Origin of the sequence: Haloarcula laminariae, assembly GCF_025457605.1 — an archaeon.
GTDB classification, from domain to species: Archaea; Halobacteriota; Halobacteria; order Halobacteriales; family Haloarculaceae; genus Haloarcula; species Haloarcula laminariae.
This window is the reverse complement of sequence record NZ_JAMZFY010000004.1, coordinates 19,866-33,436: the sequence shown is the minus strand read 5'-3', so window position 1 is coordinate 33,436 and position 13,571 is coordinate 19,866. Positions and strand designations below refer to the sequence as shown.

Sequence of the window (13,571 nt, the reverse complement as noted above, 5' to 3'; positions counted from 1 at the left end):
TAATTAGTTGGGGTGCCAATATATACTTGCTCTAAAGGTGCTCCCTATATTATTACGGAGCCGATCTATAATCTCATCTCTGACTACTCTCCCAAAATAATATAGGATTTCCAGTAAAGTCATTTTGGACGATGTATTCACTGCAAAATCCGCAGATAATCGCAAGACAGCGGAGGTATAAGGTATATCTGAATACATTGTAAACACAACGTATTCACACCAAATCGCAAGACTGCGGAGGGAGAGATTTCGAATAACGTGTCTCTTTATCTTGCCCCATAGGATTCTGCCGAGAACCACCAACCTTCTGACGGAACCTATCACGCTAGCAATACAGAATGTCGCCGCATAGGATATCAGTCCGACCGGTCGAACCAGTGCCGGCAGCCCCACCGATTCGAACCCCTTAGCAACCATAGATTTCTGCCCTCGACGCCCCCAGCTGCGGGGCGGGACCACGCCCGCTACTGCAGGCATGGTGGACCGATGTGAGGCGCGCGATAGCGCCGAACGAAGCGCCCCGTCGGCGCCGCGCGCAGTGACGACACACCCGCTTCCGAGTTACATTGCCACGGCCGGCAGCCCTACGCTTGAGGTACCACAAAGAGAGGTGACGCGACGCGTCCACTACGGTGACCATCCAGCACTGAACAGCAAGGAGAGAGAAGAGAGATTAGCCGACGAGTTCGGTGACTGTCGCGACGTTCACCAGTGCGGTCGTGACCATCACGACCCACTTGAGAACCGCCGTGACGACCGCTCGTCGGTCCTTGTCGTCCAGTGCCTTTTTGAGCCTCGCGACGCTAATTTTCACCGTAGCTTGGTTGATTGGGGCGCGTTCTCTGCGACCCCGCTTTTCAGCGACCACAGTGGCAACCATGCCCCGCGCCCCGTCGGACAACGCTTCGTCGTGACCCGACGTGCGGGGTGACTCATCGCGTGGCACCCTCGCGGGTGCCGGTTGTATGCACCCGCATAAAATTTCGCTCGCAAGCAGCAGGATTCAGTCCGCGGCTCGCGCCTTAACCAACAACATCCCAGATTCTCCGGCCAGTGTTGGTTAACGCTGATGGACTTGCTTCTTAGCACGTGAACACTGACGCTGGATATTACGTCGGTTCGGGATAGCTGTTCGACTCCAAGCAATAGCCCGGGCGGAATTCTTTTGTTCTGAACTGTCGTCAACCCACATATGGCCACGCAGGGAGACCGTTCACAGGTCCTCGACGCTGTTCGGGCATCGGTCTGTCCCGACTCGGCTGTCGAATTCGTGGTCGCATTCGGCTCACAGGTTTCTGGTGAGTCACAAGCATCGTCCGATCTGGACCTCGCAGTCAAGTTCGCCGACAAAGCGTCCGACCGGAACCGCTTCGAGAAGCTGTGTTTCCTCTCGGGAGACCTCCAACAAGAAGACGCTCCGTTCGTCGACCTCTCGGATATCGAGTCGCTCCCCTTGGAGGTCACCCACGACGCTGTCAATGGGCAGTTTGTCTGTGGCGACAGCCAAGCGTTCGAGCAATTCAAATCGACTGTCGAAGCACAGTTCGACGACCAGCGGGAGACACTGCGGGAGCACCACCGAGGGGTAATCGATCGGATTGCGGAGGACGGCTTGCGTGGCTGACGAGCGTGTTGTCTCGGTCAAGCTCGAACAGATTGAGCAGTACCACGGCGAACTGAAGACGAAACAAGAGTCGTTGTCACGCAGCGAGTTTCTTGGGAGTACAACCGAACAGCGCGCCGTTGAGCGAATGTTCGAGAACGCTATCCAGGCGTGTTCCGATCTCGCGAACCACATTGCGACTACCGATTTCGATTTCGATGGGAGTAGTGCCAAAGGTGCACTCCGTGTGCTGCAGCAAGCGGACGTCATCGACGAGGAGACGATGACGACACTGCTCGCCGCTGTTGGTTTTCGGAACGTCCTCGCACACGAATACGGACACGTTGACCCCGATGAAGTGTACGAAACGCTTCAGACCGGGTTGACAGTGTACGACGAGTACAGTCGCCAAATCGCCCAGTGGTTTCGAGATAGCGCGTAGCTGCATCAATCAGCGATGACGAGGGCTCCTGGCACGACGTGCGCCGTCGTCCTTGCGAGCGACAGCGAGCGAGGGCTCGACAGACGAGCACAGCGAGTCTGTCGGTGGCGCCGCGCGCTGGTACGACACACCTGATTCCGAGTTACCGAGCCAGCCCAGGCAGCTCCACGCTGGCGACCCCCTACAACCACGAGCCGCCCGTGATCACCGGAGGAGCGTCCTGACCCTGAATCTGAGTCGTCGCGACAGCGACGCGGTAACCTTCAGGTGCGTCGGCGAGAGTGAGAGGTCGAACACAGCCCCGGCGTCGTCCCTCGTGAACACCTGGTGCTCGTGTGCGGTTGCGCTGCTGTACGTCTCGAACTCCGTCAGACAGCTGGGGTATTCCCAGTACATGATGTTGACTGACGGCGCAGTCACCGCGCCGTCACCCGCCATGGCGGCACAAAACCCAACTCGCGAGCAGCGGGCCACAATTCGCCGCCGCCAAATTAACCAACACACTCGCGTCGAACTGGTAGGGTGTTGGTTAACTCAGCGACACTGAGAACTTTCTGGCGGGACATCGGCGACTACCGATGGGTGAGTGGATCGTCGACGACCGTGGCGGCGTCTGTGAGCAGTGCAGCCAGGACTATCGAAGCCTCGCAAGCCACTGGGCGCGCAACCAGAACTGTACGTATCCCGATGTCGAGGACCACATCACTGATAGCATCCGTGGGTGCTTGCTGGGCGACGGGAGTCTCGACAACCCGAACGAGGGTCCGCCAGCGCTGCGGATTTCGTCCATGCGGTGGGCACACATCGAGTGGATACACGAGCAGCTGGGCTGGCTCTCCCGTGGTGTGACACAGGACAGCCGCGGCGCGTATCGCCTCCGAACGCTGTCCCATCCTGTGTTCCACCAGTATTGGACGTGGATGGACTCGCCACCGTCCGATGGCTGGACCTTATCCCGTCCTATCGCACGCTGCTGGTACGCTTGCGATGGCGGGCTCGAGTGGCCTGGGACCTCCACCCGACCACGAGCGCAGTGGACCATCACCGACGACACGAAGCGCGCCGCCTGCAAGCGGGTGCTTCGCGACCAGGGCTACGACCCGATGGAGTGGGAGCGCCGGCTCGCGCTCCCGTTTGACGAGACGGAGCGCTTCCTGGAGTGGCTCGGTGAGCCACCACCGGGGAGTGAGTACAAATGGGCACTTGATTGGGACGAGTACGAGCGACGCCGTGATCTCGTCGATAGCGCACAGTAGACGGGACATCCAATACGGCCGCGGCGGTACAAGCCCCACTGAGGGGCAGCCCCGAGAGTTTTTATTCGATGCTGGCAAACGACAAACTGTACCGTTTTCATGGCACAGACACACCTATCTCCAGAGCGACAGCCATCCAGTGAGCGTATTGTCCCGGAGATGTCGACCATCGGGCCCGTCGTCGACGAGGTGATTGATATCGCTCGGCACCAACTCGAGCGGCCAATCAAAGTGCGACTACGGACGTGGGAGGACCGCGAATTTGAGGTTCATGTCAAACACTGGTATCCAGCTGGCAGCGGGAACCGCTATGGATACGAAGCCATCGTCCGCTACCACAGCGACCAGGAAGTTATCAAGGGGTTCCTGACGGAGAAGGATACTATCGACGACGAACGCGAGGTCCTGTTGGAAATGGAGCTGGGACATATCCCAGACCCGATCACGCGAAAAAATGAGGGGTAAGAGAGAACGGACTACTTGTCAGTCACCTCGCGGTGACAGTCCTCACACAGTTGCTCGAACGACTCGTCACGCTCGGAGTCGTAGAACGACCCCGCACGGAATCGCACCTCGTGCCATTCCGTGATGAACGTCTCCTCGCAGCGTGGACACTGGATTTCGCCCATTGTCACCTCCTAGCGGCCCTAGCTGGCCGCCACCCGCCCGCGGCCACACAAAATAACGCTCGCGAGCAGTGGCATTCGAGCCGCCGCTTTGGGCTTAACCAACACAACTCCTCAAATACCGTCCAGTGTTGGTTAACGTTGAGGATACTACTGACTTCTCGCGATGTCGAACCACAGAATGAATGCGGCTCCATCTCTCCCGCCGTGGGCGGGGATCGCGCGCAACGGAGTGAGCACGATGGACCGAAGCGAGGCGCGCGATAGCGCCGAGCGCAGCGTCCCGTCGTCCTCGCGAGCGCCAGCGAGCGATGACCCGACAAGCGAGCGGAGCGACGTCTGTCGGTGGCGCCGCGCGCCGACACGGCCATCTGGGCACTGGGCCTCCCCAGCCTGGCCGGCTGGCCCACGATCACGACTGCCCAGCCATCCAGCTGGCCCAGCGCCCGGCCAGACTGACCCACGCCAGCGCAGTCCGGCGCTCCAGTCCGTGCGCGCGGTCGCTCGGCGGCGGCCCGGCCTCGCCGGTGGCCGCCGCCGAGTCGCGTGCGCGAGCACCTCGCTCCCCGACCGAGGCCACCCTAAGTCGCTCGGGGACGCCGAGGACGGCCTCCCCGTCTCGGAGGTCAGAACCCGTGGGACATGCTAGTGGTGTTGGTTCGGTCGTCTACCTGTTCGGCTTCCGGGTCGGCCCGCGTCCGCTGGTGCTGTTTGACGGTGAACGTCGTCACTGGGCCATCGCCGTCGCCATCGACGCGGGTCTCTCGCTCGGAGGTACTGACCCACGTATGTGCGTCTGACTCCGCATCCCACGGTGCCCGCCGACGAGTCTCCCAGTCACACCCGAACGAGCTACGTGGCCAGTTGACGGTCGGAGCGTCACCATCCCCGCGTTCGAGGACACAGATGCACGTGTCGCTGGTGACCGCGACGGTCTTGGTGCCGCCATATTCGTCGGGCTTGCCGCCCGAAATCCGCACCCGGTCACCCTCGCGGAGCGTTCGGACCATCTCGCCGCCGTGGACCGACTTGGTCCAGATGGTGACCTTCGCGCTGGTGCCCTCGTCGTCCTCAATATAGGCCACCTGATACTGATTGTTGCTAGCTGGCTCGTCGATGATGTGGGTCACCTCTCCCTCGACAGTACACTCGTAGCTGTAAGGAGACACGTACTCGATGGGCGTCGGCGCATCCATCGCGGCCTTCGCATCGAGTTGGGTCGAAAAGGCGGCGCTACATAGGTCCTCGCCGTCGTCCATGTGGTCCGCGATACGTCGGCTTGCCGCCGCCCTCGTCATGTTCGTCTGCTTTGCGATAGTGGCGGCCTGCTGGTTGATGTCGGCCAGCGTCTCGCGGTCCATGTCGGCCCGTGGGTCCTCACTGTCGAAGGTGTCCGTTCGGCCCGTCTCGGCTTCGGTGAGTCGTCGGGCCGACCCTTCCCGGTCCACCCCGTCGGCGTGGGCCGCGCGTGCCGTCGCCGTGTGTCGGGCTTGCTCGGCCTCGCGCCCGTGTCGCTCCTCCTGCTGGGCGAGCGTCTCACCGAAACGTCGGTTCGGCCCGACATCGGTGTCTCGGGTCCAGTCGTAGTCGTCTTGGTGAGCGTAGAAGTTGCCACGGCTGTCGTTCCGGCTGAGGCGATAATCGAGTTCGCCGGCGTCCGTCTCGGCCACCTGCTCAAGCAGGTGCTCAGCCCCGTCAACACGGGCGGAGAGCTGGATGGTCTGGTCGAAATCGGACGATGCTTTCTTACCGCTGGATTTGCTAGCGTACATTGTCTTTCACCATCGCGGAAAGACACTTGTCGGGTGCTCCAACACCCGATTTCCTGCGGCGCACCGCACGTCTCTGAGCGCCGCGTGTAATGCCTTCCCGTTACTTAGTGTCACGGGTGGATACCACTTAAAGATAACTCTTATTTCTGGTGGAATAAAGCAGTTTTACGGTGGTTTCAAGCTTTCTAAGCAGTGTTTTCGTTTCGGATTCGCGAGGGAAATGAGTATATAAATGCTCGGCGTGGGAATGACCACCCCACCGGGCGGTCCAATCGTCGGCGGTTGCGGTAGAACTAGCATCCCGAGCGACCGACCGAGTGCCGGATGCCGAAAGCCCGGCAGCGCAGCGAAGCGAGCAGCCCGGACCGGAGGAGCAATAGAGAGTCGCCAGCGACGGCGCCAGCGCGCCCGGCTGACGAGGCTCGCGACGGCGAGCCGACGTCAGGCGGGTGGGCTGGCGACGGACGCAAGACTCTCCGCAGAGTTTTGTTCCAGTGCATGAGGGTTAGTACTCTGTCGGTGTTTAGGGTTCCCCAGTAATACTAAGTGTCCATGGCATTGAGCGCTGTATATGACTGATTCCGACGACAAACCACAGGTCGGTGATAAGACTCTCGTGCAGCTAGAGTTTGGTCCGCCGAAGTACAATGCCGCAGTCCCGCTCCGAGCCCGAAGAGCGATCGGCGCGATTGACGAGAATTTGAGCTACAAAAAGGGCAATCACGTTGAGAAAGTGGTCGTCCAAGGAGAGATTGAGGTCACGGATGTCTACACTAAAGAGCTGTAGCTAAGAATGTACGTGTTAGCCCCAAGAGGGGCTGACACGGGCCACGCACGATTCAGCGCATACGATCGTGGAAAGGTCTTGGGTGCTGAAACGTCAGAGTGTATGTGAGCCGTGTCTGCTTCTCTGCGTTCCAGACTCTTGGTTTTCTCCCATTGTTAGCTAAGCCCTGAGACAGAGTGAGAAGCCGTGAGCGTCGATAAGCTCGACGGCCACGGCCTCAATGACCAGCCCTCAATCATCTACGGCTGCACTGACGATACCGATGAACTGCACATCACAGAGCTCTCCCACTAGGGCTACGGCGAACCCGGTCTTTTTCCTGGTGACGTAACCGACTCGAGACGACAAAATCCACGCTTGATGACGGCCTCCCTGAACTCCCACTGTCGGACAAAGATGGGCTCCAATACGACGACTGTGCGGGGCATATCCCCACCTTTGCTAGTGAGGACTGCGGCTCACCGATCTATGTCGGTCGGACCTGCCAGAACCCGTTCTGCTCCCTCAACTGGGCCTCGTCGGTCAAATCGAAGACTGTCTGAATAGCGGGCAATCTGATAATCTGAATTGTTTTCTGCTTCTCCGATGGACTGTTCTTTCAACTGGAGATACGCAAGACGTGCGTCAGACATCCCTGTCAGCGGCGACAGAATAAAGGCATCGGGCTTAGAGAGACACTAGCATCAAGACAGGATCCGTGAATACCCACCACTGATGGGTGGTTGGGAAGCAGAATAGGGGCTCTCCCGCTGAGCCCCAATGGTTGGACACCTTCTGCTTCTCGTGCCCCCTCAATAAGCGTTTCCCCACAAGTAGAGACGTCTCTGCGCAGTGGGGATTGCTCACAGAGTTGGTAGCACTGTGACTGTCATGAGCGCTGAGAATGTCACATCTCTCTATCTCCCGCGAGGGGTCTATCAACCCCGCAGCACGCCTTGCAGTCGGCCCAGATGGTCTGACTAGTCCCAGAGCCATCACTCGTGATCTGTGGCGACCTGATCGTCATGATCTCGCTGATGCGCTCCTCCAAGCGCTTCACCAACTTGTGGGTGAGGAGCCACGTACGAGTCGACCGGCGACACTCGTTAAGGAGCACGGTGTCACTGCACTTCGGGAGCCCTACCACGGTCCCAGCGATGAGTATCACTACGCCCGACTGGCCGCGTATGCGCTCGAATCAGACCTCGAACGGCTGCGCTTCCTCCAGGTCACACGACAGCTTGGTGGCACGACCTCGATTGGGGCAGCCTCCTCACTTGCAGATGTTTGGATGGGCCCGCTCCAGATTCTCAAGGCTGCGGACGTGCCAACACCCACGGTCGTCGTCGAGTGTACGCGCTTCCGGGATCTCAAATCGAACCAGCGGCGTGCCATCCTCAGCTATCTGCTTGAGCTCGCGACGGTCGTCAACGTCCGCCTCGTCGTGACGCCACTGGACCAGCGCTGTCTGCTTGATTCGCATCGCGACGAGTTGCCGGCCAGCGTGACTGCCGATGCAGAGTCACGCCATGGTGGTGCTGGTGACGTTGCGACACGCACTGCCAAGCGACGTGAGACGGCCCGTGACTTGCTCGCCGGCCGTGGGGAGGACCATCCAGACTGGCGACGGCTCAAAGCGCTCTACGACGCGCCACAGGAGACGGCGAGCTACGACACGCTCGAAGCCGATACGGTTGCGGACTTTCCCTCACGGGACGCGCTGAAGCAGTGGGTCCGACGGCTGTCTGAACACGATCTTCTCGAAGCCCACGGCTCCCCACAGGACCGTCAGGTCCGTCTATTGCCGACGGGCTATGCACTCTTGGCCGAACACCCAGATATCGCTGTGGGGCCGTCACAGGGCGGTGCGGGTCGTACTGACGCACATAGTAAGCCGATGGCTACCGAGGTGGATGAGGATACAGCCGCCGTGAGCGACCCCCCAAACGCTAGCGACAGTACCGTGTACTCCCCACCCGCACACGAGGGAGGGGGGGACCGGCCGGCCACAGAGGCCCAAACCGCCACTGCAGGAGAGAGTGATACCCGATCGAAAACTGCTCTCGATGTTGGCTTCCTCGATGGGTTCGAACACGACAGCGGAGTCGCGATGGCCCGAGACGGCGAAATTGCACTGTGTAACCGCCCAGTTGACCACAGCGGTGACAGTCGGGAAGCCGAGTGGTCGTTCCTTGAGCAGCGTGATGAAGTGGTTGTCCGAGTTGAGGGTTCGAGCTGGGCGGCCCTGACAATGACCCGACTTTGCGCGGCGTTACTGTCAGATCCGGCGTTTCAGCAGGTCTTGACGGTGAATCGACTCGCCGGTGGGCCAGACAGGTCCGGGTTGGACGGGTTGCCCATCTCAAATCCCTATGTCCTCCGGTCGGGAGCCTGCTTTGGCTACCTCAAGAACGCCGACGCGAATGCAACGGACTTCCGTCGTCGGCTCCGTCGGGAACGCAACGATCTTCTCGCGATGACTGAGGATATCGAGTTTGGTGCTGACCCCGATATCGACGCCATCGGAGAGCTGGCCCGGAAGGCCCACGGGCTGGCCGGTGTCGCGACCCGGATTTACGATATGCTCGGTGTCGACCTCACTCGCATCCTGAAGGTCCCCGACCACGTCGTCGACGATACTGACCGGCGGCGTCATCTCGTCAAAATGTTGGCTACCCAGACGACCGTCTCGTCACGCTATGGCGTCTATTCGGCGCATCGAGTACTGTACGAACAGCGATCGGGGAAACGTCAGCAACTGCTGGGGACGCCGGATATCGACGACGCTGACCCGGTCGGTGATGTTGTCGGTGGCTGGGTCCTCATCGGCGAGACTGTCGACTCGCTGCGAGACCCCCTCGAGGACCTTACGAATCACCTGGTGTTACAGACCGATGAGGAACACTTCGCTCCGTTCACGCTTCAGCTCGACATCGTCGACGGCAACCGGCGGTCGGCCTACGCCACAGCACTGACTCGCCAGACCCAACTCAAGAGTTTGTCGACGACCCGTCAGACTGTCTCGGTGCTTCGGGCAGTCAGCAGCGACGTGGTCGCAGCTACGAAGGCGGTCTCCCGACTGGGATCGGAGGCTAATCAGCCTCGCGACCTCGAACCCTACGACGTTCGATCGGCGCTGTCGTTCCTCGACCCAGACGAACTGGTTCCCGATATTGGGCCCCGGACAGTCTCGGCGGTGGTCCAGCTCCTCCTAGACGTCGACGAGCCACTCTCGACGAGTGCGGTGGCGGACCACGTCGGCGTCACAACCCAGACTCTCGCGAACAACGACGCATTCTTCGCTGACCTGGAGGCAGCTGGTCTGCTCGACCGGGAGGACCTCGGCGTCGGGAAAGCGACTCAGTGGCGGATTACGCTCCCGTTTGAGACCGAGCGACGGCAATCTTCGGCCCCGAACCCCACCCGTAGCGTCGGGACAACCGGGTCTACAACCAATCTCGACCGGCCGGTCGACGCACTGGCCGAGTGTTGCTTCGCAGCGTCCCATCGGGATATCGACTATGGGAGCAACTGGTTCATCGAATCGACGAGTCTCGGTGGCGACCTCGGTCCACTCCTCGCGAGACATCCCGAATTGCAGCCAATCTGTCGGGTCGTGCTTGATCTTGTGGGAGTTCCCTATCGTGAGGTTCCCATTGATGGCGTTATAGAACCATCCGACGATGGTAGCGAACAGCCTGGGCTCGTCCAATCCACACGGTCACTCTTACTCGGCAAAGATCCCAGTCCAGAGACCACACAGACTTCGCTGGCAGCTGTGGGCTGATCGAGAGCGTCGATCTCTTCCTTAACGCAAAGATACGCAACTGAACTCGTTCCTCGAAGCGATCCTAACCGTAACTCGATCGGTGCATATCGGAATGTGGAAATCACTCGTTCGGCTCTGGAATCTCGGACAAAAATGACTTGCCACGCTCGCTCACGCTGTATTTGCCGTCCTCGATTTTCTCGACGTACCCGTGGTCGCTGAGAGTGGCTAGCCGTCGAGAGGCGTGTTCACGTGACATGCCGAGATTATAGCCGAGAATGGATGGTGACTGGACTGGGAGTAACTCTGAGGAATCTAGCGCTACGAGAAGGAGAACATCAGTATTCGACATCCACTCTGGTCGCTCTTTCATCAGGTGTCTCGTAAGCCGTCGCTTGCCCGTAACTTATCAATTTTTAATCACGTTATTGTAATCTAGAATCACGATTTCGTGAAGTTTTAAGTATCACGGTGGAGTGATTGACAGTCACGGAACCGAAATGTTACAGTATGTATCGGGCCCACAACGGCCACTCATGACCCGTCTGCTCAGAACCAGTTTTGACTGTGCTCGAGTCAACATATGATTAATATCTCGAAGGAGGATTTGACTGAGGGAGTGTTCGAAGACGTCAATCTATCCCGTGGCTTTCAGGAGATGATCTTATACTAGCATGAGTACAAATAAGAAGACTTCTGAGGCCGCAATTCACGCACAATCTTTGCAACGATTACTAGACGTACTGCTCCCCGACACGACGGTAGAACTCACGTGGCAACCGTCTGATGAGTCTCCTCCCCAATCGACATCGGCAACGATCATCAGCGATGAGTTCTCTACGGCCACACTCGTTGACTGTCCGGAATTGGATCAAGAACTCATCCTTGCTCGCATAGATACGGACACAATTGAACTCATCCCTCGAAGCGACCCTGATCGTTCCTCGATTGGCACAATACGGGATGTGGAAATCACTGGGTTACCTCTACAAGAAGTACCTGTAACGGAATCTGGGCCCAGAGCACCACCAGATCTCGTCGGTGAAACAGGGTTTTTGGACATCGAATATCCCGGCCATGACCAGCAGATCGTGATTCAGGATGGAATCCAAGAGTATGATACACGACTCAGTGGGATGTTTGAACAGGAATTGGAGGACATTGCTGGGGTCGAATTCGTTGTGAAAATGTCTGGGTGTGGCCCACGGAGGATCCAGTTCAAGCCTGCTGGAGATGATATTCGATGAAGCCAGTCAACTACGTCTGGACCGCTGACCAGTTCCAAACGAGACTTGTTGAACCCCTCCCCGAAGATCAGTACTTTGTAACGGGGACCGTGACTGAACCCAGTGAATGCTACTATACAGTGCCCGTTGACCAAGAAAAAGACTGTATGCATCTTTGCATGGATACTACGGTGGGATACGACCTCAGTGTGTTCGCTGGACAAGGAATTGAAGCGATACAGAACGCCAAGTTTCCGGTCTGGTCAACGTTAGCTGTCCCGGAAGAGTATCTCTCTGCCGAGGCATTGGATGCGGTCAACGGGGAGTAGCAGCAGCTTGTCCGTCTCAGTTTTTCGAGCGAAGTGTATGAAACCCTGCTGTCATCTGATGACTAGTCAATTTAAGAATGATTTGTAGAATACACACACACCAGATTTTGAGTAAGAGATTGAGAATATGCGGGTTATGAGGACGCTTAACGAGTTTTGAGTGGTAGTTCTTACTCCAAACTAGGTGTGTCTCTCTAGTCTAGTTATTCTAGTAAGTAGTGTAGTAGTTTTTGTTGAACTAATAGATACATCAGAGCAGCTCTAGAAACTGTTATCCTTAGCCGCACTTTGTCTAATCTTCTTACTCCAAACTAGGTGTGTGTCCTACGACTCCTTACTCAAAATCTGGTGTGCCCTGACCAAATTTTGAGTAAGAGAATATGCGGCTCATAGGGCAATACAATCTCTATACTGTGGTTATTACTCATAACTCGGTCCCAAAAGTTTATTTTGATGACTGCTGTCTTGATCGATAATGGATAGTGAAGATGGATCAGAGACTGTTCATAGCGTCTTTGATACTGTTACTAAGAAAGGTGGAGGGATCTTTGAGCAACGAGAAATCCTTCAAATCGACTATGTTCCGAGTGAGAAACGAATCGTTGGTCGTGACGAGCAAATTGAGAAGGTTGCTGGAGAAATCGGGCCCATTGTTGTCGGTGAGCCGCCAAACTCTATCATTATCTACGGCAAAACGGGATGTGGAAAATCCCTTGTCGCAAAGCACGTCTCTAAGATTGCTAAGGAAGAGGCTGAAAACCGAGGTGTGAGACTTGCTACTGGATACGTCAACTGCCAGCAGGCAAAGGGAAACTCCGACGCTCTAAGCAAGTACGGTCGCGAAATTAATCCACCAGAAAGTGGGACGAAGTTCCCGGCGCGGGGAATCTCCGAAAATGAGTATTTTGAGCGGGTCTGGTCGGTCCTGAACGAGTTTTATGATGCTGCAATCATCGTACTGGATGAAGTTGACAAGCTCAATAACGACGATCTGCTAATGGCGCTTTCTCGAGCGGGAGAAGATGGGAGTGTTGATGTTCCGATTGGGGTAATCGCGGTGTCGAACAAAATCAACTACCGGGACAAGATGAGCGAACGGACAAAGAGTTCGTTCGGGCATAACGAGTTCATCTTCGAACCCTACGACGCGGATCAGATTCGAGAGATTCTCGAAAATCGGACTGATGCATTCGCTGATGGCGTTCTTGATGACGGCGTAATTCCCCGTGCTGCGGCACTGAGTGCGAAGGAACACGGAGATGCACGAAAGGCTATGCGCCTTCTTCGGTATGCTGGGGATCAAGCGAACAAGGAGAACGCTGATCGGGTGAAAGAGTCCCACCTCAACGATGCACGGGCTTCAGCAGAAGTTGACCGACTGCTTGAACTCATATCGGGACTCCCACCCCACAGCAAACATGTGTTAGTCGCGCTGGCGAACCTCACCAAGAACCACCCCGAGCGAGAATGGTTCCGGACGGTGCAAGTACGTGAGACGTATCTTGAGGTGTGCAACCAGAGTGGGGCTGATCCTCTTTCATCCGAGCGAACTCGGCAATTACTCAACGAGCTGTGCTTCTTGGAAGTCGCAGGGAGTCGTCGAGGGACCGGAGAAGGGAAGGGACACTATAGCCAGTACACACTTTTGTGGGATGCGGATATCGTGCTCACTCTCGACACCTGATACTGCCCGGTTCGCCATTTTCGACAGTAAAAGTCCTCACCGCTTCCACACGCTTGAACCCACCATCGCTCCTAGACTCTCAAACTATCAACCGGATT

At 57.5% G+C, this 13,571-nt stretch carries 14 protein-coding genes; 9 read left to right on the top strand and 5 right to left on the bottom strand.

Annotated features, from left to right (window positions below):
- Window positions 1–673: 673 nt before the first annotated feature.
- A complete protein-coding gene (locus NJQ98_RS18240; protein ID WP_262181395.1) occupies window positions 674–946 on the bottom strand; it encodes a hypothetical protein in 273 nt (90 codons plus the stop codon).
- A 246-nt stretch (window positions 947–1,192) separates the two neighbouring features.
- Here NJQ98_RS18240 and NJQ98_RS18235 point away from each other — a divergent pair, with 246 nt between their 5' ends.
- Window positions 1,193–1,624, top strand: a complete 432-nt coding sequence (locus NJQ98_RS18235; protein WP_262181393.1) for a nucleotidyltransferase domain-containing protein — start codon at window positions 1,193–1,195, stop codon at window positions 1,622–1,624.
- Entirely contained in the window at window positions 1,617–2,045 is a 429-nt protein-coding gene (gene hepT / locus NJQ98_RS18230) for a type VII toxin-antitoxin system HepT family RNase toxin (protein WP_262181392.1), read from the top strand. Before NJQ98_RS18235 ends, hepT begins: the two co-directional genes overlap by 8 nt.
- Before the next feature lie 204 nt (window positions 2,046–2,249).
- On the opposite strand, the gene NJQ98_RS18225 is transcribed toward hepT, so the two are convergent.
- Window positions 2,250–2,483, bottom strand: a complete 234-nt coding sequence (locus NJQ98_RS18225) for a hypothetical protein (RefSeq protein WP_262181390.1) — start codon at window positions 2,481–2,483, stop codon at window positions 2,250–2,252.
- A 140-nt stretch (window positions 2,484–2,623) separates the two neighbouring features.
- Between NJQ98_RS18225 and NJQ98_RS18220 the strand changes: the two genes are divergently transcribed.
- Both NJQ98_RS18220 and NJQ98_RS18215 read left to right on the top strand, forming a co-directional pair.
- Window positions 2,624–3,301 (top strand): hypothetical protein, encoded by a 678-nt coding sequence (locus tag NJQ98_RS18220; protein WP_262181387.1) that lies wholly within the window; start codon window positions 2,624–2,626, stop codon window positions 3,299–3,301.
- 99 nt (window positions 3,302–3,400) lie between these two features.
- Window positions 3,401–3,766: a hypothetical protein gene (locus tag NJQ98_RS18215; RefSeq protein WP_262181384.1), complete on the top strand. Its 366-nt coding sequence runs from the start codon at window positions 3,401–3,403 to the stop codon at window positions 3,764–3,766.
- 11 nt (window positions 3,767–3,777) lie between these two features.
- Here the strand turns inward: NJQ98_RS18215 and NJQ98_RS18210 are convergent, their stop codons facing one another.
- Window positions 3,778–3,930 carry a hypothetical protein gene (locus NJQ98_RS18210; RefSeq protein ID WP_220600333.1) on the bottom strand — a complete coding sequence of 51 codons (153 nt, stop codon included), beginning with the start codon at window positions 3,928–3,930 and terminating at the stop codon, window positions 3,778–3,780.
- A 623-nt stretch (window positions 3,931–4,553) separates the two neighbouring features.
- A complete protein-coding gene (locus NJQ98_RS18205; RefSeq protein WP_262181379.1) occupies window positions 4,554–5,699 on the bottom strand; it encodes a single stranded DNA-binding domain-containing protein in 1,146 nt (381 codons plus the stop codon).
- A 571-nt stretch (window positions 5,700–6,270) separates the two neighbouring features.
- Here NJQ98_RS18205 and NJQ98_RS18200 point away from each other — a divergent pair.
- Both NJQ98_RS18200 and NJQ98_RS18195 read left to right on the top strand, forming a co-directional pair.
- The gene (locus NJQ98_RS18200; protein ID WP_262181378.1) at window positions 6,271–6,486 is read left to right on the top strand and encodes a hypothetical protein; all 216 of its coding nucleotides are present in this window, start codon (window positions 6,271–6,273) and stop codon (window positions 6,484–6,486) included.
- A gap of 1,045 nt (window positions 6,487–7,531) precedes the next feature.
- A complete protein-coding gene (locus NJQ98_RS18195) occupies window positions 7,532–10,252 on the top strand; it encodes a replication protein H (protein ID WP_262181375.1) in 2,721 nt (906 codons plus the stop codon).
- A 103-nt stretch (window positions 10,253–10,355) separates the two neighbouring features.
- Here NJQ98_RS18195 and NJQ98_RS18190 read toward each other — a convergent pair whose 3' ends face one another.
- Window positions 10,356–10,607 (bottom strand): helix-turn-helix domain-containing protein, encoded by a 252-nt coding sequence (locus NJQ98_RS18190; protein ID WP_262181372.1) that lies wholly within the window; start codon window positions 10,605–10,607, stop codon window positions 10,356–10,358.
- Between the two features lie 301 nt (window positions 10,608–10,908).
- Here NJQ98_RS18190 and NJQ98_RS18185 point away from each other — a divergent pair, with 301 nt between their 5' ends.
- From NJQ98_RS18185 to NJQ98_RS18175, 3 genes are all read left to right on the top strand, one after another.
- A complete protein-coding gene (locus NJQ98_RS18185; RefSeq protein WP_262181370.1) occupies window positions 10,909–11,481 on the top strand; it encodes a hypothetical protein in 573 nt (190 codons plus the stop codon).
- Window positions 11,478–11,789, top strand: coding sequence for a hypothetical protein (locus NJQ98_RS18180; protein WP_262181367.1), 312 nt, complete (start codon window positions 11,478–11,480; stop codon window positions 11,787–11,789). Before NJQ98_RS18185 ends, NJQ98_RS18180 begins: the two co-directional genes overlap by 4 nt.
- A gap of 475 nt (window positions 11,790–12,264) precedes the next feature.
- Window positions 12,265–13,473 carry an orc1/cdc6 family replication initiation protein gene (locus NJQ98_RS18175; protein WP_262181365.1) on the top strand — a complete coding sequence of 403 codons (1,209 nt, stop codon included), beginning with the start codon at window positions 12,265–12,267 and terminating at the stop codon, window positions 13,471–13,473.
- The last annotated feature ends 98 nt before the right edge of the window (window positions 13,474–13,571 follow it).

What these genes read in the sequence shown, in the direction of transcription:
- NJQ98_RS18235 (WP_262181393.1), top strand. Translation starts at nt 1,193, where the DNA reads ATGGCCACGCAGGGAGACCGTTCACAGGTCCTCGACGCTGTTCGGGCA.
- NJQ98_RS18225 (WP_262181390.1), bottom strand. Translation starts at nt 2,483, where the DNA reads ATGGCGGGTGACGGCGCGGTGACTGCGCCGTCAGTCAACATCATGTAC.
- NJQ98_RS18220 (WP_262181387.1), top strand. Translation starts at nt 2,624, where the DNA reads ATGGGTGAGTGGATCGTCGACGACCGTGGCGGCGTCTGTGAGCAGTGC.
- NJQ98_RS18215 (WP_262181384.1), top strand. Translation starts at nt 3,401, where the DNA reads ATGGCACAGACACACCTATCTCCAGAGCGACAGCCATCCAGTGAGCGT.
- NJQ98_RS18210 (WP_220600333.1), bottom strand. Translation starts at nt 3,930, where the DNA reads ATGGGCGAAATCCAGTGTCCACGCTGCGAGGAGACGTTCATCACGGAA.
- NJQ98_RS18205 (WP_262181379.1), bottom strand. Translation starts at nt 5,699, where the DNA reads ATGTACGCTAGCAAATCCAGCGGTAAGAAAGCATCGTCCGATTTCGAC.
- NJQ98_RS18200 (WP_262181378.1), top strand. Translation starts at nt 6,271, where the DNA reads ATGACTGATTCCGACGACAAACCACAGGTCGGTGATAAGACTCTCGTG.
- NJQ98_RS18190 (WP_262181372.1), bottom strand. Translation starts at nt 10,607, where the DNA reads ATGAAAGAGCGACCAGAGTGGATGTCGAATACTGATGTTCTCCTTCTC.
- NJQ98_RS18185 (WP_262181370.1), top strand. Translation starts at nt 10,909, where the DNA reads ATGAGTACAAATAAGAAGACTTCTGAGGCCGCAATTCACGCACAATCT.
- NJQ98_RS18180 (WP_262181367.1), top strand. Translation starts at nt 11,478, where the DNA reads ATGAAGCCAGTCAACTACGTCTGGACCGCTGACCAGTTCCAAACGAGA.
- NJQ98_RS18175 (WP_262181365.1), top strand. Translation starts at nt 12,265, where the DNA reads ATGGATAGTGAAGATGGATCAGAGACTGTTCATAGCGTCTTTGATACT.